At 36.8% G+C, this 22,773-nt stretch carries 20 protein-coding genes, 1 tRNA gene and 1 pseudogene; 4 read left to right on the forward strand and 18 right to left on the reverse strand.

Annotated elements, in window-relative coordinates; translation table 11 throughout:
• Nucleotides 1-16: 16 nt before the first annotated feature.
• The 12 genes from rpiA to murJ form a co-directional block, all read right to left on the reverse strand.
• Nucleotides 17-676, reverse strand: a complete 660-nt coding sequence (gene rpiA / locus HMPREF1052_RS03760) for a ribose-5-phosphate isomerase RpiA (RefSeq protein ID WP_005759864.1) — start codon at nucleotides 674-676, stop codon at nucleotides 17-19.
• A gap of 294 nt (nucleotides 677-970) precedes the next feature.
• Nucleotides 971-2,128 carry a radical SAM family heme chaperone HemW gene (gene hemW, locus HMPREF1052_RS03765; RefSeq protein ID WP_005759823.1) on the reverse strand — a complete coding sequence of 386 codons (1,158 nt, stop codon included), beginning with the start codon at nucleotides 2,126-2,128 and terminating at the stop codon, nucleotides 971-973.
• Nucleotides 2,128-2,451: a YbjQ family protein gene (locus HMPREF1052_RS03770; protein ID WP_005759806.1), complete on the reverse strand. Its 324-nt coding sequence runs from the start codon at nucleotides 2,449-2,451 to the stop codon at nucleotides 2,128-2,130. Before HMPREF1052_RS03770 ends, hemW begins: the two co-directional genes overlap by 1 nt.
• A 92-nt stretch (nucleotides 2,452-2,543) precedes the next feature.
• Nucleotides 2,544-3,143 (reverse strand): RdgB/HAM1 family non-canonical purine NTP pyrophosphatase, encoded by a 600-nt coding sequence (gene rdgB, locus HMPREF1052_RS03775; RefSeq protein ID WP_005759845.1) that lies wholly within the window; start codon nucleotides 3,141-3,143, stop codon nucleotides 2,544-2,546.
• 109 nt (nucleotides 3,144-3,252) lie between these two features.
• Nucleotides 3,253-3,579 (reverse strand): ComEA family DNA-binding protein, encoded by a 327-nt coding sequence (locus HMPREF1052_RS03780; RefSeq protein WP_005759911.1) that lies wholly within the window; start codon nucleotides 3,577-3,579, stop codon nucleotides 3,253-3,255.
• 177 nt (nucleotides 3,580-3,756) lie between these two features.
• Nucleotides 3,757-4,701: a 4-hydroxy-3-methylbut-2-enyl diphosphate reductase gene (gene ispH, locus HMPREF1052_RS03785; RefSeq protein WP_005759783.1), complete on the reverse strand. Its 945-nt coding sequence runs from the start codon at nucleotides 4,699-4,701 to the stop codon at nucleotides 3,757-3,759.
• A 57-nt stretch (nucleotides 4,702-4,758) separates the two neighbouring features.
• Entirely contained in the window at nucleotides 4,759-5,247 is a 489-nt protein-coding gene (gene lspA, locus HMPREF1052_RS03790) for a signal peptidase II (RefSeq protein WP_005759865.1), read from the reverse strand.
• Between the two features lie 101 nt (nucleotides 5,248-5,348).
• Nucleotides 5,349-8,156: an isoleucine--tRNA ligase gene (ileS, locus tag HMPREF1052_RS03795; protein ID WP_005759848.1), complete on the reverse strand. Its 2,808-nt coding sequence runs from the start codon at nucleotides 8,154-8,156 to the stop codon at nucleotides 5,349-5,351.
• Between the two features lie 79 nt (nucleotides 8,157-8,235).
• On the reverse strand, nucleotides 8,236-9,183 hold the full coding sequence (gene ribF, locus HMPREF1052_RS03800) for a bifunctional riboflavin kinase/FAD synthetase (protein WP_005759921.1): 948 nt from the start codon (nucleotides 9,181-9,183) through the stop codon (nucleotides 8,236-8,238).
• Nucleotides 9,184-9,326: 143 nt separating this feature from the next.
• Nucleotides 9,327-10,187, reverse strand: coding sequence for a DMT family transporter (locus HMPREF1052_RS03805; protein ID WP_005759796.1), 861 nt, complete (start codon nucleotides 10,185-10,187; stop codon nucleotides 9,327-9,329).
• A gap of 2 nt (nucleotides 10,188-10,189) precedes the next feature.
• Nucleotides 10,190-11,068: a DMT family transporter gene (locus tag HMPREF1052_RS03810; RefSeq protein ID WP_005759889.1), complete on the reverse strand. Its 879-nt coding sequence runs from the start codon at nucleotides 11,066-11,068 to the stop codon at nucleotides 10,190-10,192.
• Nucleotides 11,069-11,227: 159 nt separating this feature from the next.
• Entirely contained in the window at nucleotides 11,228-12,808 is a 1,581-nt protein-coding gene (gene murJ / locus HMPREF1052_RS03815; RefSeq protein WP_005759913.1) for a murein biosynthesis integral membrane protein MurJ, read from the reverse strand.
• A gap of 339 nt (nucleotides 12,809-13,147) precedes the next feature.
• Here murJ and rpsT point away from each other — a divergent pair, with 339 nt between their 5' ends.
• Nucleotides 13,148-13,411 carry a 30S ribosomal protein S20 gene (gene rpsT / locus HMPREF1052_RS03820; protein WP_005759828.1) on the forward strand — a complete coding sequence of 88 codons (264 nt, stop codon included), beginning with the start codon at nucleotides 13,148-13,150 and terminating at the stop codon, nucleotides 13,409-13,411.
• Nucleotides 13,412-13,506: 95 nt separating this feature from the next.
• Here the strand turns inward: rpsT and HMPREF1052_RS03825 are convergent, their stop codons facing one another.
• Entirely contained in the window at nucleotides 13,507-14,190 is a 684-nt protein-coding gene (locus tag HMPREF1052_RS03825) for a YtjB family periplasmic protein (protein ID WP_040596249.1), read from the reverse strand.
• A gap of 96 nt (nucleotides 14,191-14,286) precedes the next feature.
• On the opposite strand from HMPREF1052_RS03825, the gene serB reads away from it, so the two are divergent.
• Both serB and HMPREF1052_RS03835 read left to right on the forward strand, forming a co-directional pair.
• A complete protein-coding gene (gene serB / locus HMPREF1052_RS03830) occupies nucleotides 14,287-15,261 on the forward strand; it encodes a phosphoserine phosphatase (RefSeq protein WP_005759847.1) in 975 nt (324 codons plus the stop codon).
• A 10-nt stretch (nucleotides 15,262-15,271) separates the two neighbouring features.
• Nucleotides 15,272-15,763 (forward strand): annotated as a pseudogene (locus HMPREF1052_RS03835) (YajQ family cyclic di-GMP-binding protein).
• A gap of 71 nt (nucleotides 15,764-15,834) precedes the next feature.
• Here the strand turns inward: HMPREF1052_RS03835 and lldD are convergent.
• The 5 genes from lldD to rpsU all read right to left on the reverse strand — a co-directional run bounded on the left by lldD (nucleotide 15,835) and on the right by rpsU (nucleotide 21,508).
• Nucleotides 15,835-16,980, reverse strand: a complete 1,146-nt coding sequence (gene lldD / locus HMPREF1052_RS03840) for an FMN-dependent L-lactate dehydrogenase LldD (RefSeq protein ID WP_005759899.1) — start codon at nucleotides 16,978-16,980, stop codon at nucleotides 15,835-15,837.
• Nucleotides 16,981-17,258: 278 nt separating this feature from the next.
• A tRNA-Ile gene (locus tag HMPREF1052_RS03845) sits at nucleotides 17,259-17,335 on the reverse strand.
• A 124-nt stretch (nucleotides 17,336-17,459) separates the two neighbouring features.
• Nucleotides 17,460-19,316, reverse strand: coding sequence for an RNA polymerase sigma factor RpoD (gene rpoD / locus HMPREF1052_RS03850; protein ID WP_005759787.1), 1,857 nt, complete (start codon nucleotides 19,314-19,316; stop codon nucleotides 17,460-17,462).
• Nucleotides 19,317-19,410: 94 nt separating this feature from the next.
• Nucleotides 19,411-21,162, reverse strand: a complete 1,752-nt coding sequence (dnaG, locus tag HMPREF1052_RS03855) for a DNA primase (RefSeq protein ID WP_005759785.1) — start codon at nucleotides 21,160-21,162, stop codon at nucleotides 19,411-19,413.
• A gap of 130 nt (nucleotides 21,163-21,292) precedes the next feature.
• Entirely contained in the window at nucleotides 21,293-21,508 is a 216-nt protein-coding gene (rpsU, locus tag HMPREF1052_RS03860; RefSeq protein WP_005717672.1) for a 30S ribosomal protein S21, read from the reverse strand.
• A 229-nt stretch (nucleotides 21,509-21,737) separates the two neighbouring features.
• Here rpsU and tsaD point away from each other — a divergent pair, with 229 nt between their 5' ends.
• On the forward strand, nucleotides 21,738-22,772 hold the full coding sequence (gene tsaD / locus HMPREF1052_RS03865; protein WP_005759800.1) for a tRNA (adenosine(37)-N6)-threonylcarbamoyltransferase complex transferase subunit TsaD: 1,035 nt from the start codon (nucleotides 21,738-21,740) through the stop codon (nucleotides 22,770-22,772).
• Nucleotide 22,773: the final 1 nt, after the last annotated feature.

A 22,773-nucleotide genomic window follows, 5' to 3' on the forward strand; every position in this document is an offset into this window, starting at 1 on the left:
TTCCTTATATAATTTATTAACTAATAATTTTAGCACCTTCTGGAGTGCCCACAATTAAGGTATTTGCTGCATTTAGAGCAAAAATGCCATTAGTAACAACGCCAGCAACATTATTTAATTCTTTTTCCATTTCAACGGGATTCATAATCGTAAAATGATGTACGTCTAAAATGACATTACCATTATCCGTAATTACCCCTTCTCGCCATTCTGGAGAGCCACCTAATGAAACCAGTTTACGAGCCACTTGAGAACGAGCCATCGGAATAACTTCAACAGGAAGAGGAAAGGTTGTACCAAGCACATCAACTTGTTTACTACTATCAACAATACAAATAAAATTTTTTGCTAATGAAGCCACAATTTTTTCACGTGTTAATGCTGCCCCACCACCTTTAATCATCATCTTCTGTGGGTTAATTTCATCTGCACCATCCACATAGATATCCAAACTCGAAACATCATTTGCACTAAATACTTCAATACCTTGTTTTCTTAATAATTCTTCCGAGGCTTTGGAAGCTGCAACAGCTCCTTTTATTTGATTACGAAGAGAGCCTAATTCTTCTATGAAACAATTCACTGTAGAACCACTACCTACACCCACTATCATATCGGGTTTTACAAATTGTAGTGCTGCTTTTGCAGCAACTTTTTTCATCTCTAATTGATCCATATTTGGTCCTTAAGGTTTAGGTTAAATTTAATTCTTATTTTAAAGCATACTATTTTTAAGATTAAAGCCAAGAAACTTTATCAAACTTCTTCAGCAATAAAAAATCATTGTAGAGAAATTTGAAACTAAAACAACTTACAAAACAACAAGCAAACGATTGCTTGTTGAATGTATGTTACTTTAGCCTCAAATAATCTGATAAACAAGTGAAATTCTTAGATTGTTTTAAATCGGGGTATAGGTATAAAGATTCTCATAAAAATAAAGACTGAAATCAATTCAGCCTTTATTTAGTTATTCATCTACTAAAAATGCTTCAAGTAATTCATTTAAGAATAACTTACCATGTTCAGTAATTTGCCACGTTGTTTCAGTTTCTATAATATAATTCTGTTCAACCGCCCAATTTATCTGTTGCGCTATGGTGCTTTCCGATAATCCTGTATAGGCTCGAAATTCTGATTTCGGCACAATTTCTAACAATCGGAAACGATTCATAAAAAATTCAAAGGGACGATCCACATCTGCAACTTGACGTTCTTCATAAAGGTATTCACCTCTTAAGTAACCTTTAGGGTGGCGAGTTTTTGAATAACGAATAATTTCACCATTTTGAAAACTCATTTTGCCGTGTGCTCCACAACCTATGGCTAAATAATCACCAAATCGCCAATAATTAAGATTATGTTGACATTGAAAACCTGGTTTAGCATAAGCTGAGGTTTCATATTGTTGATAGCCCGCAGCAGTCAATAATTGATGACCTTGCTCAAAAATATCCCAAAGTTCATCATCATCTGGCAGCTTAGGTGGTCGAGATGCAAACATGGTATTCGGTTCAATAGTTAATTGGTACCAAGATAAATGTGGTGGCGACAATTCAATAGCTTGACGTAAATCATCTAGAGCTTGTTCGAGGGTTTGATTCGGTAAACCGTGCATTAAGTCCACATTAAAGCTCTTCAAGCCAGAAATTTTAGCAATTTCTACCGCACTTTTTGCCTCAGCAACATTATGAATACGTCCAAGAGCCACCAGCTTTTCATTAGAAAAACTTTGAATACCCATGGATATTCGAGTTATTCCTGCGTTGACATACCCATGAAAACGTTCAGCCTCCACGGTGCCAGGATTTGCCTCAAGAGTCACTTCAATATCTTGCTGAAACGGAATAAGCTGCTGAATAGCTGATAATAATTGAGCAATGCTTTCTGCGGAAAATAAACTTGGTGTACCACCACCAATAAAAATAGAATGTAATGGTCGATTTTGAAGGCTATCTTTAAAGCGCATGATATCGGCTTGCAAATCTGCAAGTAGATGCTCAATATAATCTTGTTCAGGAATCTCTCCCTTCAGCCCATGAGAATTGAAATCACAATATGGACATTTTTGTACACACCATGGAATATGTACATACAGACTAAGTGGAGGAAGAAGTAAAGACGCCATTAACGAGTAACTACGGCGGTACCACTCGCCACAATCATAAACATACTTTTACTTTCTGAAGTAATCGACGTATAGTTCACTTCCACACCAATCACCGCATCTGCACCGAGCTTACGAGCATTCTCTTGCAATTCATCTAATGCTTCTTGACGTCCCTTAGCTAAACGTGCTTCATAAGCCCCTGAACGTCCACCAAAGAAATCTGTAAAACTTGCAAAAAAGTCACGAACAAAATTAGAACCCGCTACGACTTCTCCAAAAACAAGTCCTTTATATTCTACAATTTGTTTACCATCAATATTTGGTGTTGTGGTTACGATCATTTTACTTTCCTCAATAAAATAATGAGGTCTGCTTAACAGCCTCATAATGTAAAAAATTATCTAAAATCCTACCGCACTTTTATCATCAAAGGTTAAATCCCTAATTTACCTTTTAGAACCGCTAATGATCTTGCACGATGAGAAATTTTTTTCTTCTCGACTGTATCTAATTCACCAAATGTGCAGTGGGTATCATCACTTAAAAATAAACTATCATAACCAAAACCATTTGGGCCTTTTTCTTCAAAAATGATAACGCCGTGACATTCTCCTTCGGCAATAATTGGAGATGGATCGGTTTCATGTTGTAACATCACAATACAACTCACAAATTTTGCTTGGCGTTTTTCAGCAGGGACATTAGCTAATTCAGATAATAGTTTCTGACGATTTGCGGCATCAGCATTTTCACCCTCTATCCCAGCATAACGAGCAGAATATAAACCAGGAGCACCCGCTAAAGCTTCCACGACTAGCCCACTATCATCAGCAATAGCAGGATAGCCTGATATTTTTGAGGCATGGCGTGCTTTTAATAATGCATTCTCAACAAAGGTTAAGCCAGTTTCTTCAGGACTTTCAATGCCTAAATCTGTTTGTGCAATAACTTCAAAGCCAAAATCAGATAATACATCTGTCATTTCTTTGACTTTACCTTTATTACCTGTTGCTAGTACTACTTTTTGTTTCATAACCGACTCCTATTCCATTTTTGCTCATTATACTTGAAATCATAAAAAAGCGGAATTTTTCATATTCTGCTTTGTGTATAAGAGAAAGGATCGATAATAAGCAAATAAATTATAAGAGAATACGTTCTCTATTTTTCTCTAAGGTAGCTTGTCCAATCCCAGAAACTTCCGTAAGTTGTTCAATAGAAGTAAAACTTCCATGCTTTTCTCGATATTCCACGATGGCTTCTGCTTTTTTCATACCAATTCCCACTAAAGTATTCTTAATTTCTGTAGCGGTGGCAGTATTAATATTAACCTTATTTTCCATATTCATTGGAGCTTTTTCTACTTGTTCAGTTTTTGGCATTTGAGGTTTCTCTGCGGCCATCACCTGAGACGTTAAAATTGAACCAATAATAAATAGTGAAGATAAAAATTTTTGCATTTTGGTCATAAAGACTTCCTTGTTAATTGATCAATGTTGAGAATTCAACAAACCTTACTTTAAGGAAGGTAGCAAAATTTTCTAGAAACTCACCGCAGTTTTACGAGGAAGATCGCAAAAATCAGATTTTTTTGGAAAAAAAGACAGATAAACAAAAGGCGAAATTAATTATTCGCCTTTACTCTATTATTGAACTTCTTTAATACGTAATTCTTTTGGAACTTCAAAAAACATATTTTCTTCAAGCCCTTCAAGGGTTTCTACCGTACTTGCTCCTAAAGTTTTTAGATGAGAAATAACCGATTGAACAAGCACTTCTGGAGCCGAAGCACCAGCAGTTAAGCCTATAGTTTCAACATTCTCTAACCATTCAGGCTGAATATCTTCGGGCCCATCAATTAATTTTGCCCTTACCCCCATTCGTAAGGCCAATTCAGCTAAGCGATTAGAATTTGAAGAATTTTTAGACCCGACGACTAAGACTAAATCTGAACATTTTGCTAATTCACGCACCGCTTGCTGACGATTAGTGGTTGCATAACAAATATCATTCTTATGAGGGCCTTTGATCGCAGGATATTTTTCTTTTAAGGTGCTAATGGTCTCTGCCGTATCATCTAGAGAAAGGGTTGTTTGGGTCATAAATGTTAAATCATCTTTCTCATTTACTGGAAGATTTAGAATATCTTCAACACTTTCAATAAGATAAATACCACCTGCGTCATTGCTATATTGCCCCATGGTCCCTTCTACTTCAGGGTGTCCCTTATGACCGATAAGGATCGCTTTTGTGCCCTTTTTACTTGCTCGAGCAACCTCCATATGAACTTTAGTTACCAAAGGACAAGTGGCATCAAACACCTTTAACTGCCGGCGTTTAGCTTCCTGACGTACCGCTTGTGAGACACCATGAGCAGAGAAAATGACTATTGCACCATCAGGTACTTCATCTAATTCTTCCACAAAAATTGCACCACGCTCACGCAATCCATTTACTACGAAACGATTATGTACTACTTCATGACGTACATAAATTGGGGCACCGTGAATTTCTAATGCTAATTCTACAATACTAATGGCTCGATCCACACCTGCGCAGAAACCTCGTGGATTAGCTAAAATTATTTTCATATTATGACTCATTGATATTTTTGTATTGGCTCATCAATTAGTTTGCTAAAAAAGAAATTATGCTTTTTTCTTATCACTATTTTTAAATGCATCTAGTGCAAGTAGCCCAGCACCAATACAGATTGAAATATCTGCCACATTAAATACAGGATAATGCCACTGTTGCCAATAGAAATCTAAAAAATCGACCACAAAACCATGATAGATTCGATCCACCATATTAGCTAAAGCACCGCCGATAATTAATGCATAGGCTGTATTCTGTAATTTTTGACTAGCATGATTTTTAAATAATAAATAAACCAACACAAATGAAATAGCTATTGCTAACACAATAAATAAATACTTTTGCCAACCGTTATTATCGGCTAAAAAACTAAATGCAGCGCCATGGTTACGCACATAGGTTAAATTAAAAATAGGCAAAATTTGAATGCTTTCATAAAGCTCAATGTTTTTCACAACAATATATTTAGTGATTAAATCAAAAATAAATGCAAAAGCACTTATCCAAAGAAAAGACAGTCCAGTTTTAGTTTGGGACATAAAATACGTTCCTACATAATAATCTAGGGCGTATACCTACGCCCCGATCAATGGTTATCAATGTAATAAAAGTGCGGTCAATATTTCGCAAATTTTACTGATTATGCAAAGTGTCTTACTTCGCCATTACCGTTAACATTTTGTTCACAGCGTGAACATAGTGAATTTGCATCTTTGCTATCAGAATAATGCCAACAGCGAGGACATTTATGGTTAGCAGAACGAATCACTTTAATTGCTAAACCTTTTACTTCACCTTCTTCCACATCCGCTTCTGCAAGTGGTTGAACATCTGCTTTTGAAGTAATGAGTACAAAACGCAACTCATCTTTCAATTTATTTAATAATGCAACATATTCATCATTTGCATAAAGAGTGACTTCTGCTTCTAATGCTCCACCAATGAGTTTATCGTTACGAGCTTGTTCTAATACTCGATTCACTTCTGCTCGTAAAACTAATACTTGTTGCCAGTAAGCATCATCAAATTCAGCATTAGCATCTAAAGCAAATAAACCTTCATAAAATTCTTCAGTAAATACGAATTCAGAACGTTCACCAGGTAAATGACCCCAAATTTCATCTGCTGTGAAAGATAAAATTGGTGCAATCCAACGTACTAAGGCTTCAGATATATGCCATAAAGCGGTTTGGCAACTACGACGGGCAAGACTATCTGCTTTAGTCGTATATTGGCGGTCTTTGATAATATCTAAGTAAAATGAGCCCATTTCCACTGAGCAGAAACGCATTAAACGTTGTACTACAGCATGGAATTGGTAATTATCATAAGCATCTTTAATTTCGTTTTGTACTTGCAATGCACAATCAACAGCCCAGCGGTCAAGTGAAATCATCTCTTCTGGTTTGAGAATATCACGTTTAGGATCAAAGCCGTTTAAGTTTGCTAATAAGAAACGCGCTGTGTTACGGATACGACGATATGAATCGGCTGCTCGTTTTAAGATCTCATCAGAAACAGTCATTTCACCAGTATAGTCAGTTGAAGCTACCCATAAACGTAAAATATCGCTACCAAATTTATCCATCACTTCTTGTGGTGTGACGATGTTACCAATAGATTTAGACATTTTACGGCCTTGTCCATCCACAGTAAAACCATGAGTTAATACTTGTTTATAAGGTGCTTTGTTATCAGTGGCAGTAGAAAGCATTAATGAAGACATAAACCAACCACGATGTTGGTCAGAACCTTCAAGATACATATCAGCTTCCTTACCATTAAATTCAGGACGTGCTTTCACAACTGAATAATAAGTTGATCCTGAGTCGAACCATACATCTAAAGTATCTGGCACTTTACTGTAATGAACGGCATCTTCACCTAATAAATCTTTAGGATCTAAATCCCACCAAGCTTGAATACCTTTTTGTTCAACTAATTTTGCCACTTCTTCAATTAATTCAACGGTACGTGGATGAAGCTGTTCAGTTTCCTTATGAATAAATAATGCTACTGGCACGCCCCAAGTACGTTGACGAGAAATACACCAGTCAGGACGATTTTCTACCATTTTTTCAATTCGTGCTTGACCCCAATCAGGAATCCAACGCACTCTCTTGATTTCATTTAATGCTTGTTGGCGCAAACCTTTAGTTTCCATACCAATAAACCATTGTGGTGTAGCACGGAAAATAATTGGTGTTTTATGACGCCAACAGTGCGGGTAGCTATGGCGAATTTTTTCTAATTTAAGTAAAGCACCTGTTTCTTCTAATTTTTCAATCACTTTACCATTAGATTCAAACACACCGAGACCAGCGAAAAATTCAGCATTTGAGTTAAATTTACCATCATTACCGATTAAACCAGCCATGCCAATATTATATTTACGTGCAACCACATAGTCGTCTTGACCATGATCTGGTGCTGTATGCACTAAACCTGTACCACCATCAGTAGTTACATGATCTCCGAAAATAAAAGGCACGCTAAATTTATAGAATGGATGGTTAAACTCTAATAACTCGAGTACATCACCTTTGGCTGAACCCAATACTTTCCAAGATTCAACAGCTACAGCCTGAGCAACAGATTCAACTAATTCAGAGGCTAAAATAACACGCTCATTACCTAATTGAACAAGGCTATATTCTAATTCTGGATTAATTGCAATAGCACGGTTTGAAGGCATTGTCCAAGGTGTTGTAGTCCAAATAACTGCTGATAATTTACCATTACCTTTTTCAGTTAAATTAAATTTACTTTCAATTAAGCTCTCATTAACTGCGGCAAAACGTACATAAATAGAAGGAGAGGTTCTATCTTCATATTCCACTTCTGCTTCTGCTAATGAAGATGCGCAATCTAAACACCAGTGAACAGGTTTAGAACCTTTATATAAGTGGCCATTTTCAACCGCTTTACCAAAAGCACGAATGATATTAGCTTCTGTATCAAAGTTCATCGTTAAATATGGATGTTCCCAGTCACCTAACACACCTAAACGAATAAAGTCTTTTTTCTGACCCTCTACTTGTTCACGTGCATATTTACGACATTCTTCACGGAATTCTGCCGCAGAAATTTTTTGATTTGGTTTGCCGACTAAACCTTCTACTTTTAATTCGATGGGCAAACCATGGCAATCCCAACCTGGCACATAAGGGCTGTCAAAACCTAATGCGGTTTTAGATTTAATGATAATATCTTTTAAAATTTTATTTACAGCGTGACCAATATGAATGGTACCGTTCGCATATGGAGGACCATCATGCAAAATAAATGATTTTTTGCCTTTTGAAGATTGACGAATTTTTTGGTAAAGATCTTTCTCATACCAATTTTTTAGCATACCTGGTTCACGTTTTGCTAAGTCTCCACGCATTGGGAAACCTGTTTCAGGCAGGTTTAAAGTATTTTTGTAATCAATTGTTTCGTTAGACATTTGTATATTCCACGTTGTAATAAAATTTAATTTGTAATCGGATAGTTATATCGTTTTTTGTTTATGAATAAAAGCAAAATTAATCATTTCTTTTGAAAAAATCTCGTGCCACCAACACATCTTGAGCAATTTGTTCTGTTAACGCTGTGATAGAAGAAAATTTTATTTCATTTCGAATTTTATGGCAGAGGGTGACTAAAATTGTCTTACCATATAAATCATCATTAAAATCAAATAAATAAACCTCTAAGCGCTGTTCAACTCCATTTAAGGTTGGGCGTTGACCAATATTCGCCACCCCTTCAAACACCGAACCGCAAGGGCATTTTACTCGTACAGCAAAAACCCCTTTCACTGGATTCACTTGACGTTGTAAACGAATATTCGCTGTTGGAAAACCAATAGTACTCCCTAATTTCTGACCATGAACGACTTTACCAAAAATGCTATAAGGGCGACCTAATAATTCTTCCGCTTTCACTAAATCATCTTGTGCCAAAGCTTGCCGAATTGCGGTACTACTAATACGTAACTTATCAAGGAAAAAAGTGCGGTTATCTTCTACAGAAAATCCAAATTTTTTACCCGCACTTTCAAGCAATCTGAAATCGCCTTTACGATCTGCACCAAAGCGGAAATCATCACCAATACTCAGAAATTTCACATTTAACTTATTCACTAACCAATCTTCAATAAAGAATTCTGCCTTTAATGAAGCAAAAGTGCGGTCGAATTTCACGCAAATTACATAATCCACACCCAGCTGTTTTAAGTAATATAATTTATCACGTAACCGCATTAAACGTGCGGGTGCCTGCTCATGCTGAGCATTCATTGACATAAAATACTCACGTGGCTGTGGTTCAAATAACATCACCACCATTGGCAAATGCAAGGCATTGGCTTTATTACGTAAATGTTGTAACACTGCTTGATGACCTAAATGAACACCATCAAAATTACCAATGGTTAACGCACAGCCTGTCAATGTCTTAGGTAAATTCTGCATGCCACGAATAAGTTGCATCACATATTCCATTAAATATAAGTAGAAAAATATGCCGTATTATACGCACAAATTGAGGAAGATTAAAGGAAAGCGGGTAAGAATCTAGCATTAAAAATAATGCACTAAAAATTTCAAAAATTTTTGAAAAACCTACCGCACTTTTAAATTTTCCGTTTAATTAACGGCGCAAATACTGAAATCAACATTGCACCTAAGGTGAGCAACACCCCGAGGGCAGAAATGAATGAGAATCTATCGCCTAAAATTAAAATTGCCAATAATACACCAAACACAGGTTCTAGCGTGGATAGCAGACTGGAAATATAAACGGAAGAGGTTTGTACTCCTTTAAACCAAAGAACAACGGCAAAACAAGTGCACATTAAGCCAAGATAAAATAACGAAGCAATTCCCTTGAAAGTAGGGGTAATTGTCCAATCTTTTACCAATAAAATACTAAAAGGAATACAAAGAACTGTGCCCAACACAATAATCACATTTGTATAATCCTTAGATTTCATGGTTTTCATAACATCTTTAGAAAGATATAAACAAAAACAGAATGCAACCGCTGATGCCAAGACTAATAGGCATCCCCATACATTAATATGGCTATCTCCTTGCCCTCCAATAACCGTTAATAAGATACCAATAAATGCAATAATACTTAACAGTAAATCAATTGGTCGGATATATTGATTAAAGAAAAAATAGCCGATCAATACCGAGAGTAAAGGAATCATGCCCAACATGGTGACTGCACTTGCGGCAGAAGTATAATATAAACCAATAAATTGCAATAAGAAGACCACGGGGAAATTTACAAATGCCAAGATCCACATGGTTTTAATATAAGCTTTTGGGATCGTATTATAGGCTTTAAAAAAAGTGGGTAATAAAACTAAAGATGCAATAAAAAAACGACACTGTACCATAAGCACAGGATCCATAATCTCATAGGTATATTTCGCTGCAATAAAGGCGCTCGCCCAAATTAGCATAGCAATTATTTGATAGATCATCGCTAGAGTGCCATTTTATTTTTTAGATATTTAATTAACATTGGTGATAAAACTGAGGTCCCCGCGGCTAAGATGACAAGCAACATGCCAAAAAAAGTCACGAGAGTTAAATGTTCATCTAGTAGCAATAGTGCTAATAATACGCCAAATACAGGTTCAAGGGTAGTTAAAATGCTTGCCGTATTTGCTGTTGAAACTTGTAATCCCTTACTCCATAGGCGATAAGCCAACCAAGTACAACCAATGCTTAAGTAAAGAATCGCAAAAATACCTTCACTATGAATTTGAACATGCCAATCTTGCACTAACAACAATGAGAAAGGAATACAGGTAATGGCACCAGTCATAATAATCACATCAGTATAGGCTTTCGGATCTATGGCTTTCATGACACTTTGTGCTAAATGTATACTAAATGAAAAAGCAATACTCCCTAGCAATACTAACATACAACCTAATATTGTGACTTCATCTGTTGATTTGGCTCCCAGCATAACAAGAGCGATACCAATTAGAGCAATAATACCTAATAACCAATCCAATAGACGAGCTGACTTTTGAAAGAAAACATGTCCTAATAATGCCACGATTAACGGTTCTGTACCTAACATTGTTACGCCACTAGATACTGATGTATAGCGGACACCAATAAATTGTAATAATAAGACAATAGGGAAATTCAATAAACCTAATCCCCACATCTGCCAACGATACTGTACAGGTACTTTTTGATAAGAACGAAAGAAGGTAGGCAACACCAGTAATGCCGATAGGATTAAGCGGCACATCACTGTGAGTGCAGGATCGAACATACTATAACTGAATTTTGCAGCGATAAATGCACTCGCCCAAATCAAAACAGCTGCCACTAAATAGAACATAGAACCTTCTTAGGTATGCTTAGGTAAAAGTGCGGTCGAATTTGAAGAAATTTAGGGATAGTGGTTTGTTAACCATGCCCAATAGGTAAATTATCCTATTTATAGCAAGAGATCTAGTGGCAACTTAAAATATATTCAATAATAAACAGCCTAACAAAACTAATTAGATGTACGAGCTAACAAATGATGTTTACGCACGCCCATTATCACAAGCATAGGGAAATAAACCATCGCAGCCAAAAACATCAGCCAAGCTAACCAATGAATACGTTTAAACATTGTCATTGCTTGCCAAGTTTCAATAGCGGGGGTGTAATGCCATAGAACACCTCCCATCACCAGCGCAGAGATTAAAATTTTCACAAAAAAGACCGCACTTTGTTTAGAAAATCGATATACTCCCGCTTGCGATAAACCACGATACAATAAATATGCATTTAAGGTTGCAGACATTGCGGATGCGATCGCTAAACCGACATAACTAAAAGGAATGGCTAATAAATTAAACCCCATATTGCTTATCATCGCAATAATCCCGATTTTTACTGGGGTTTTGGTATCTTGTCGAGCATAATAACCATTGGCTAAAATTTTAATCAGCATAAAGCTTAACAAGCCCACATTAATTGACCACAGTGCATAAGAAGTGGCTTGTACATCAGCTAAAGCAAATTGACCACGCATAAATAATACTAATAACATCGGTTGGGCTAATACCGCAATACCGATTGTTGCAGGTACACCTAATAATAAAATCATGCGTACCCCCCAATCCATTGTGCTACGAAAATCTTCACTGCTTTTTACCGCATCATCAGAACGATTAACATGATGACGAGATAAAGTCGGTAAAATTACCGTAGAAATAGCGATACCAAACAAACCTAATGGGAATTCCAATAAACGATCTGAATAATAGAGCCAGCTGATTGAGCCAGTCATTAAGAAACTAGCAATAAAGGTATCCAGCAATAAATTAATTTGACTGACAGAGACGCCAAATAATGCGGGAATCATCAATGTTCGAATTTTTTTAACGCCCTCATCATTCCATGCCCAACGAGGTCTGACTAGCAATCCAGCTTTTTTCAAGAAAGGTAGTTGGAATAAAAATTGCAATAGCCCACCAATAAAAATACCAATTGCCAATGCCATATCTGGGTTTTCCATACGAGGCGCAAGAAAAAGTGCGGTCGTAATCATGGCAATATTGAGTAACACAGGAGAAAACGACATCACCGCAAACTTGCCAATACTATTAAGAATCGCCCCCGATAAAGCAACAAAGGTAATAAACCATAAATAAGGGAAGGTAATTTTTAATAGTAAAGAGGCTTGGGAAAATTTCTCGGCATTAGGGCCATCATTTAACCAATCCACAAACCAGCCGGTCCCGAAGATCGCTGCAACAACGGGAGAGCCAATCATCGCAAGCAAGGTAACAATAGTGACTAATCCTCCCAAAGTACCAGAGACTTTACTGACAAATTCTTGGGTTTTAGTTAATTCACCTGACTTTTGATATTCAGCTAAAACAGGTACAAACGCCTGTGAAAACGCCCCTTCAGCGAATAAACGGCGTAAAAAATTGGGAATGCGGTTGGCAAAAAGAAATACATCCGCTGCCGCTCCTGCGCCAATAATATTAGCAATCACTACATCTCGTACTAAGCCTAATACACGAGATAATAAAGTCATCACACTGACAGTAATGCCTGATTTTAGAAGTTTTTTACTCAAAATATTGTTCTCTAGTAAGATCTTCTTATTTTCGATACTAAATAGTTAGAAATAGGATCAGCTGAAGATCGCTGTCATAAAAATTTATGCTAATTGTATAGAAATTTAGTTTTTAAGCTATATTCTATCGAAAAAAACTGGTAAAATCTCGGCCACATCGTTAATCTCAATCGCTTAACGGCTTAATGGCGACATTCAAAACGGTGGTAACATTCGGTTGTGTCTCACCGAAACCATAGAAATTACTTAATTTATCATTGACAAACGTGCATAAAAGGGGCATATTTTACGCCTTTATTTTATCTTCGTTTAATTACAGAAATTCTTAGGAGTTTGACCTTGGCTAATATCAAGTCAGCAAAAAAACGTGCGGTTCAATCTGAAAAACGCCGTCAACACAATGCAAGTCAACGTTCAATGATGCGCACAGCGATCAAAAAAGTTTACGCAGCAGTAGCAGCAGGTGAAAAAGCCGCAGCACAAGCAGCATTCTTAGAAATGCAAAAAGTTGTAGACCGTATGGCTTCTAAAAACTTAATCCACGCTAACAAAGCAGCTAACCACAAATCTAAATTAGCAGCTCAAATCAAAGCATTAGCGTAATTTAAAAGTTTTTAAAATTGAATAAAAGAAAACCGCACTTTAATGTGCGGTTTTTTATTAATGACTTTCAGAAAGCGAAGCCGTAAAAAATATTATTACTTATATCGGCGACGTCTGCGATGAAATGTTAATGACGGACTAACCTTATTCTCCTTTACAGGTTGCGGAGTTAATTCTAGTTGAACACGTCTTGTACGGCGATAATGGCTCAAAAAATAATGCACTGAACTGGCTAATACCACTCCAGCCAGAAAAACAATAATTAACTCACCGTATAAACGATGAAATAACTGATTAATTTTATTTTGTGTCGTTTGCCCATATTTATTATCAAAAGTTACTCGCAAGAATCCTTCCACACCATTTGATGAATAAATAGGCTCAACAATTTGTTGTCCATCATTAGATTCCAGATGGCGTTGCTCATGATCTAAACCAAGTTGATTACGCAATGCAAAAGCATTACGTGTTTGAGCTAATAATTCACCAGTATTATTATAAATGGATGCATCTAATACAAATTGATTTTTCTTTAATTGTTCTAAATTATCAGTTAAACGTTCTGTACTCGCATTATTTACCAATAACATGGAAAATAGATTGGCCTGCTGACGAACCAATAAGTGAGATAAGTTCGATACTTGGTTAACACTGGCAAGCTGTGAGCCGATTTTAAATTGATTCACACCAAATAAAATTACCGCCATAATCAGCACGCAGAGTGCAATAATCAGTAAAATCATTGATGATTTCATGACCTTTTCTTTGATGATATGCAAATTATTTCCCCAAAAGCATAAAGCAATATATTATTGTAGCATTTAGACAATTAAGCGTTAAGATTACCATAATAATACCACAGGATCTTTTAAATTATGCAAACAAGCAAATTGATTAGCTCAAACATTGAAGATATTAAGCAACATTACCCTCCCTTTCCCTGCCGATTCAATACAACTCAAGTAGTATCTAATGGCTGTGATTATTTTATTTTATTTGGCACTCATTTAGGTATTGAAAAACTACAAGCTTTCCAACAAAAGTGCGGTGAGAATTTTCAAATTTTTGATTGTTGGAACGAATTACATAATATTGTGATATTACTAAAAGGCCATTGGCAAAAAAATTATGAAAATCATGCATATGCTTTACATTTAGATGTAGCCAAAATCGACTTTCATGTAAACCTAGCTGAACCTGGTTTGCTCGTAATGGATATGGATTCCACTGCTATTCAAATTGAATGTATTGATGAAATTGCTAAATTAGCTGGCACAGGAGAAGAGGTTTCAAAAATTACGGCGGCTGCAATGCGTGGTGAATTAGATTTTGAACAAAGCTTACGTCGTCGTGTTGGAACATTAAAAGATGCGCCTGAAAGTCTGCTGCAACAAGTGTGTAAAAACTTACCTTTAATGCCAGGCTTAAAAGAAATGATTGAAATCTTAAAACAACATCAATGGCGTATCGTCATTGCCTCTGGTGGTTTTACTTATTTTGCTAATAATCTAAAAGAAAAATTAGGATTAGATGCGGCAGTAGCCAATCAATTTGATATTGTAGATGGTAAACTTACAGGCTTACTCAAAGGCGATATTGTCCATGCTCAATATAAAGCAGATACCTTGCGGTACTTCGCTAACCAATTTAATATTCCGATTAAAAATACCGTTGCGATTGGTGATGGAGCAAATGATTTAGCTATGATGAAGATAGCTAACTTAGGTGCCGCCTTCCATGCCAAACCAAAAGTACAACAACAAGCACAAGTTGTGGTAAACTTTGCGGACTTAACTGCACTTATCTGTTTATTAAGTGCTAGTACAAAAATTAAGAATTTATCATTATAGGAGAAGAGCGATGCCATCATTTGATATTGTGTCAGAAATTACTATGCATGAAGTGCGTAATGCCGTTGAAAATGCACAGCGTGATTTAAGTAACCGTTGGGACTTTAAAAATGTTCAAGCCTCTATTGAGTTAAATGAAAAAACAGAAAGCATTAAATTATCTACTGAATCTGATTTCCAATTAGAACAATTATTAGATATTTTACGTAATGCTTGTATTAAACGAGGTATTGATTCATCATCTTTAGATATTCCAACTGAATTTTAACATAGCGGTAAAACTTACAGTAAAGAAGTAAAATTAAAACAAGGTATTGAATCAGAGATGGCTAAAAAATTAACCAAACTGATCAAAGAGAGTAAATTAAAAGTTCAAACTCAAATCCAAGGCGAACAAGTGCGTGTAACAGGTAAATCTCGCGATGATTTACAAGCCGTTATTCAATTAGTCAAAGGTGCAGAACTAGGTCAACCCTTCCAATTCAATAATTTCCGAGATTAATTAAAATAGTAAGCCTATCTAATCATCAGATAGGCTTATTCTTTCATATTAATGATGCTTAACCGCTATAATTAGATTTTGCTTAAATCCACTAATGCATCACGGGTAATATCACTGATTTTCTGGTTGCTGGTGAGAGTCATTGCCACTTTCATCTCTTTCAAGAAGATATCGAGTAAGTTTTCCACACCTGCTTGACCTGCCGTACCCAGAGCGTAAACAAATGAGCGGCCAATCATCGTACAGTCGGCTCCCAACGCTAACATACGCACCACGTCTAAACCGTTGCGAATACCAGAATCGGCAAGGATTTTGATATCACCTTTCACTGCATCTGCAATACTTGGTAACGCTTTAGCGGAAGAAAGCACGCCGTCTAACTGGCGACCACCGTGGTTCGACACGATAATCCCATCAGCCCCGAAACGTACCGCATCTTTCGCATCTTCAGGATCAAGAATGCCTTTGATCACCATTGGACCGTCCCAGAATTCACGGATCCACTCTAAATCTTTCCACGAAATAGAAGGGTCAAAGTTTTCTGTCAGCCAGCCGATATAGTTATTCAAATCAATCGGCTTTTTCATATATTCAGACACATTACCTAGCGTATGCGGTTTGCCTTGAATGCCCACGTCCCATGCCCAGAATGGGTGAACCATTGCTTGCAACACACGGCGAATATCTTTGTAAGGACCACTCATTCCAGAATGATTGTCACGGTATCTTGCTCCTGGTGTTGGCATATCAACAGTAAATACCAGAGTTGAGCAACCTGCCGCTTTCGCACGCTCAAGGGCGTTTTTCATAAAGCCACGATCTTTTAACACATAAAGCTGGAACCACATTGGGCGTTTGATCGCAGGCACCACTTCTTCAATCGGGCAAATTGACACTGTTGAAAGCGTAAACGGAATGCCTTTGTTATCTGCTGCTTTCGCTGCTTGTACCTCGCCACGGCGAGCGTACATTCCCAACGCTCCCACTGGGGCAAGAGTTACAGGCATTGAAAGGTTCTCGCCGAATAAATCGATACTGGTATCTAATTGCGACATATCTTTTAATACACGCTGGCGTAATGCGATGTCTTCCAAATCGCTCACATTGCGGCGAAGTGTTTGCTCGGCATAAGAACCACCATCGGCATAGTGGAACATAAATGGTGGAAGACGGCGTTTAGCCGCTCGACGATAGTCGTTTGCAGATGAAATAATCATTTAAAGACCTCATTAATCAATGATGAAAAATTAACAATAGTTTAACATACCAATACAAATAAGAATCAATATCTTTTATATTATGAGGCATCGATCACATTTTTGTTAAATAAATGTAGAAAAATTACCCATATAAAATATTTAATTAAATTTTGAGGTGCTTTTTATTGGTGGATTTAATGCCTCTATATGGCACTTAGAAAAGCAATAAAAAAGGCTAAACTCTTTTGTAAAGCTTAGCCTGATAAAACCTTGTTGAATACAATAAAACTTTTAAATGGTCCCCCCTGCCGGACTTGAACCAGCGACCAAGCGATTATGAGTCGCCTGCTCTAACCAACTGAGCTAAGGGGGGAAGTTTATGTTTTTTAAAAAGTGCGGTGATTATATTGAAATATTTGCTATAAGTCTAGAACTGAGTCAAATAATTGATGTAATTTCAAACAAATAAGACCTAGAAAACTAGGTCTTATTTTAAATTATTCATCAAGGAAACTACGCAAGGTCTCTGAACGACTAGGATGACGTAATTTACGTAATGCTTTTGCTTCAATTTGACGAATACGTTCACGTGTTACATCAAATTGTTTACCCACTTCTTCTAAGGTATGATCGGTATTCATATCAATACCAAAACGCATACGTAACACTTTAGCTTCACGAGGGGTCAACCCTTCAAGCACTTCGTGAGTAGCTGCTTTTAAGCTTTGTGCCGTTGCAGAATCTAAAGGAAGTTCTAAAGTACTATCCTCGATGAAATCACCTAAATGTGAATCATCGTCATCACCAATTGGCGTTTCCATTGAAATTGGCTCTTTAGCAATCTTAAGCACTTTACGTACTTTATCTTCAGGCATTCCCATACGTTCTGCTAACTCTTCTGGTGTTGCCTCACGCCCCATTTCCTGTAACATTTGACGAGAAATGCGGTTTAGTTTATTAATCGTTTCAATCATATGAACAGGAATACGAATAGTACGTGCCTGATCAGCAATTGAACGAGTAATTGCTTGTCTAATCCACCATGTTGCATAAGTTGAGAATTTATAGCCACGGCGATATTCAAATTTATCTACTGCTTTCATCAAACCAATATTACCTTCTTGAATGAGATCTAAGAATTGTAAACCACGGTTCGTATATTTTTTGGCAATAGAAATTACTAAACGTAAATTCGCTTCAACCATTTCTTTTTTCGCACGACGTGCTTTTAATTCACCCTGTGCGATACGCTCACCAATATCACGGATTTGTTGTACCGTTAAATTAGTATCTTGTTCAATTTGTTGTAAACGACCGATAGAAATACGAATATCTGGTGCACGTTGTTGTAATTTCTCAACAAATGGTTTCTTGCCATCTAATAATTTATCTAACCAAGCTTCTGAATTTTCTTTACCAATAAAGGCTTTTAAGAAATATTCTTTTGGCATTTTGGCATAATCAACAGCTAAACGTTGAATTTGACGTTCTTCTGTACGTACACGTTTCATAATGCTACGCATTGAAAGAACCAAAGTATCAAATTGACGCGGGACTAAGCGAAATTGTGTGAATATATCAGATAATGCTTGAATTTGTTCTTTAGATTTTTTACCTGTACGACCATGTTTAGCAATTGTTGCCAAAGTTTTCTCACATTGTTCTTTTAAAGCAGTAAATTTTTCACGTGCAACTTCAGGATCAATTGAATTATCGCCATCATCACTAGAAGAATCGCTATCATCACTTTCTTCATCATCTTCATCGTCTAAAGCATCAGTATCTACTTCAGCCTCTTCTGATAATTCATCCTCTAATTCTGAAAGATGCTCCTCTTCTGCAATGGCATTAGGATCCACAAATCCTGTAATAATATCGGCTAAGCGGACTGAACCATCCTCGACTTGTTCATATTGTTCAATTAAATAGGCTAAGGCTTCTGGATATTCTGCTACCGCACTTTGAACTTCATTGATACCATCTTCAATACGTTTAGCAATATCAATTTCACCTTCACGAGTTAGAAGTTCCACACTTCCCATTTCTCGCATATACATACGTACTGGATCAGTAGTGCGTCCAAGTTCAGCTTCAACACTAGATAATACTTGCGTTGCTTCTTCTACAGCATCTTCGTCAGCAATATTTTCATTTAGCATTAAATCATCAGCATCGGGAGCACTATCTAGCACCTGGATACCCATGTCATTAATCATTTGAATTATGTCTTCAATCTGATCCGTATCAACAAGTTCTTCTGGAAGGTGATCGTTAACCTCAGCATAAGTTAAATAACCTTGCTCTTTCCCTTGGGCGATTAACAATTTCAATTGAGATTGTGGATTATGATCCATATATGACTTCCGCCTTTGATAAATTTAGTTATATATAAAGATAAAATGCAAATATTTTCGATTTTACCACTGTTAAGATTGATTAACTATTGTTTTATTGTCGTTGAGCCAATAATTGTGCTAATTCTTGTTTTTCCTCTGAGGATAAACCTGTACTACGATCTTTAGCAATCAATCTTTCAATATTTTGGTCCGTAAATTGGACATAAAGATAAAGCAATGTTTCCAAGAAAGTCTCTTGGATTTTATCTTCCGTGATTAAATGATCCCAAGTTGCCAAAATTTCAAGGGGTTTACTGTATTTTGAATCACGCCAATATTCCAAAATTTGTCCCATACTCATACCTACATGTTCACGACAGAGATGAGTTAACGCATAGAACAAATCAAAACCAGGTTCCTTTAAAGATTTTAAAGGCTCTAAGTCATAATCTAATTGAGATAATTCAGGATTTTGTAGCAATAAACCAATTAATAAACGCATTGGAGTACGTTTCACCGTAGGTGTTTTGTCAATTTGAGGTTCTACTTTATCTATTTTGCTCGGAATTAAACTCTCCAACTGAGATTGATCAATAATCCCTAATTTTTGTGCTAATAAATTGCGTAAATACAAACGTAACATTTGGCCTGGAATACGTTTGATTAATGGCACGGCTAAAGCCGCCAATTTACTCTTACCCTCTTTGCTAGAAAGATCCACTTGAGCCACTAAATGAGCAAACATAAAGTCACTCAATGATTGAGCTTTTTGTAAATATTCTTCAAAACCTTGTTTACCATATTGACGAATATAGGTATCAGGATCTTCGCCATCAGGTAAGAAAATAAATTTCAATTGGCGACCATCTTCCAAATATGGTAAAGCATTTTCTAAGGCACGCCATGCGGCATCACGCCCGGCTCTATCTCCATCGTAGCAACAAACAATTTGTTCAGTAACACGAAAAGCTTGTTGAATTTGCTCAGGCGTTGTTGCTGTACCCAATGATGCAATCGCATAATCCACCCCAAACTGTGCTAAAGCCACCACGTCCATATAGCCTTCCACCACCAATAACATTTCAGGTGTTTCATTGGCTTGTAATGCTTCATATAGACCGTAGATTTCATTACCTTTATGATAAGTCACAGTTTCGGGAGAATTTAAATATTTAGGACGTTCATCCGTAAGTACTCGTCCTCCAAATGCAATCGTTCTACCTCGACGATCTCGAATAGGGAACATAATACGGTTACGGAAACGATCATACACATCACCTCGATCATTACGAGATAACATGCCTAAATCAAATAATTTCTCTTGGTCTGAACGATTCTTAGCAAATTGGCGTAACACTGAATTAAAGCTATCAGGTACAAATCCAATAGCAAAACGTCGTATAACCTCTTCTGATAATCCTCGTTTTTGTAAATATGCTTGAGCTGGAATACTAATAGGTAATTGTTGCTGATAAAATTCACTAATCTCTTCCATCAAGCTATATAAATCACGCTTGTTTTGAAAGTGCGGTTGGTTTTTATCAAATTTTTCATTGCTTGGCTCTCGAGGGACTTCTAAGCCAAGAAAATTCGCTAATTCTTCAACAGCTTCTAAAAACTCTAACTTATCATATTCCATCAAGAAACCAATGGCATTACCATGCGCTCCACAGCCAAAACAGTGATAGAACTGCTTATTTTTACTGACTGTAAAAGAAGGTGTTTTTTCATGGTGGAACGGACAGCAAGCTTGATAATTATTTGTGCCTGCTTTTTTAAGTTTTACTCGTGAATTGACAACATCCACTATATCAGCTTTAGCTAGAATATCATTGATGAATGTACGGGGAATAGGCACGCCCATGAGTCAACCTCGAATAAAATAGAGAAATATTACATAATATTACAATGAACAAAACCGTGATTCCCTTGTATTCTTATCTTTCAAGGTATCACGGTTTGTTGAACTCGAGTTTAATTAAATGAAAATTTAATTAGTATAAACGTGTATTACGAGCATTTTCACGAGCTACACGTTTTGCATGACGTTTAGCACGAGTTGCATTTTCACGTTTACGAATAGTTGTTGGTTTTTCGTAGAATTCACGGCTGCGAACTTCTGCTAAAATACCTGCTTTTTCGCAAGAGCGTTTAAAACGACGTAATGCAACGTCAAATGATTCGTTTTCACGTACTTTAATTACTGGCATATGCCATCACCTCTAAAAATAATAATTTGATAATAAGTTTAGTTAATTTTGCAAAATTACTGAGCAACTTACTCAATAAGGTCCGTGATTTTAATCTAAACTTATACTAAAAGTAAAGTATTGATTTGCTGTTTTATGAGCAATTGTCCCTTTGCTACTCAACAAAAGCTAAAAAGTGCGGTAGAATTTGCAAAAATTTTTAATTAGAAACGAATCTAAGAGACTCTCAATGCGAATTTTAGGAATTGAAACATCCTGTGATGAAACAGGTGTAGCAATTTATGATGAAGAAAAAGGTCTTATTGCTAACCAACTCTACACTCAAATTGCCTTACATGCTGAATATGGTGGCGTCGTGCCTGAACTGGCATCACGCGATCACATCCGTAAAACCGCGCCATTAATTAAAGCTGCATTAGAAGAAGCCCATTTAACCGCACAAGATATTGATGGCATTGCTTATACCTGCGGACCAGGTTTAGTGGGGGCATTATTAGTGGGTTCAACGGTCGCGCGTTCATTGGCTTATGCATGGAATGTGCCTGCAATAGGTGTTCATCATATGGAAGGGCATTTATTAGCTCCAATGCTTGAATTACCTGAAAATCGACCGCAGTTTCCTTTTATTGCCCTATTAGTTTCAGGCGGACACACACAATTGGTGAAAGTCGATGGCGTAGGCAAATATGAACTAATGGGTGAAAGCATTGATGATGCGGCTGGCGAAGCCTTTGATAAAACGGCAAAATTACTGGGATTAGATTATCCTGGCGGTGCAGCTTTATCACGTTTAGCCGAAAAAGGCACCGTAGGACGGTTTATTTTTCCAAAGCCTATGACAGATAGACCAGGATTAGATTTTAGTTTTTCAGGTTTAAAAACTTTTGCTGCCAATACCATTAATCAGTGCATTAAAAATGAAGGTGAGCTGACGGAACAAACCAAAGCAGATATTGCTCATGCTTTCCAAACCGCTGTGGTAGATACCTTAGCTATAAAATGTAAACGCGCACTTAAAGAAACAGGCTATAAAAACCTTGTCATTGCTGGTGGCGTAAGTGCTAACAAACAATTACGTAACGGCTTAACACAATTAATGGAAAGCTTAAACGGTCGTGTTTTCTATCCTGCCCCGCAATTCTGCACAGATAACGGTGCGATGATTTCTTATGTAGGTTATTTACGTTTAAAACATGGAGAACGAGCGGATCTTGCTATTGATGTAAAACCTCGTTGGCCAATGATGGAACTTAGCGAAATTTAAT

Source organism: Pasteurella bettyae CCUG 2042 (assembly GCF_000262245.1).
GTDB lineage: Bacteria > Pseudomonadota > Gammaproteobacteria > Enterobacterales > Pasteurellaceae > Basfia > Basfia bettyae.

What these genes read in the sequence shown, in the direction of transcription:
- rpiA (WP_005759864.1), bottom strand. Translation starts at nt 676, where the DNA reads ATGGATCAATTAGAGATGAAAAAAGTTGCTGCAAAAGCAGCACTACAA.
- hemW (WP_005759823.1), bottom strand. Translation starts at nt 2,128, where the DNA reads ATGGCGTCTTTACTTCTTCCTCCACTTAGTCTGTATGTACATATTCCA.
- HMPREF1052_RS03770 (WP_005759806.1), bottom strand. Translation starts at nt 2,451, where the DNA reads ATGATCGTAACCACAACACCAAATATTGATGGTAAACAAATTGTAGAA.
- rdgB (WP_005759845.1), bottom strand. Translation starts at nt 3,143, where the DNA reads ATGAAACAAAAAGTAGTACTAGCAACAGGTAATAAAGGTAAAGTCAAA.
- HMPREF1052_RS03780 (WP_005759911.1), bottom strand. Translation starts at nt 3,579, where the DNA reads ATGACCAAAATGCAAAAATTTTTATCTTCACTATTTATTATTGGTTCA.
- ispH (WP_005759783.1), bottom strand. Translation starts at nt 4,701, where the DNA reads ATGAAAATAATTTTAGCTAATCCACGAGGTTTCTGCGCAGGTGTGGAT.
- lspA (WP_005759865.1), bottom strand. Translation starts at nt 5,247, where the DNA reads ATGTCCCAAACTAAAACTGGACTGTCTTTTCTTTGGATAAGTGCTTTT.
- ileS (WP_005759848.1), bottom strand. Translation starts at nt 8,156, where the DNA reads ATGTCTAACGAAACAATTGATTACAAAAATACTTTAAACCTGCCTGAA.
- ribF (WP_005759921.1), bottom strand. Translation starts at nt 9,183, where the DNA reads ATGCAACTTATTCGTGGCATGCAGAATTTACCTAAGACATTGACAGGC.
- HMPREF1052_RS03805 (WP_005759796.1), bottom strand. Translation starts at nt 10,187, where the DNA reads ATGATCTATCAAATAATTGCTATGCTAATTTGGGCGAGCGCCTTTATT.
- HMPREF1052_RS03810 (WP_005759889.1), bottom strand. Translation starts at nt 11,068, where the DNA reads ATGTTCTATTTAGTGGCAGCTGTTTTGATTTGGGCGAGTGCATTTATC.
- serB (WP_005759847.1), top strand. Translation starts at nt 14,287, where the DNA reads ATGCAAACAAGCAAATTGATTAGCTCAAACATTGAAGATATTAAGCAA.
- lldD (WP_005759899.1), bottom strand. Translation starts at nt 16,980, where the DNA reads ATGATTATTTCATCTGCAAACGACTATCGTCGAGCGGCTAAACGCCGT.
- rpoD (WP_005759787.1), bottom strand. Translation starts at nt 19,316, where the DNA reads ATGGATCATAATCCACAATCTCAATTGAAATTGTTAATCGCCCAAGGG.
- dnaG (WP_005759785.1), bottom strand. Translation starts at nt 21,162, where the DNA reads ATGGGCGTGCCTATTCCCCGTACATTCATCAATGATATTCTAGCTAAA.
- rpsU (WP_005717672.1), bottom strand. Translation starts at nt 21,508, where the DNA reads ATGCCAGTAATTAAAGTACGTGAAAACGAATCATTTGACGTTGCATTA.
- tsaD (WP_005759800.1), top strand. Translation starts at nt 21,738, where the DNA reads ATGCGAATTTTAGGAATTGAAACATCCTGTGATGAAACAGGTGTAGCA.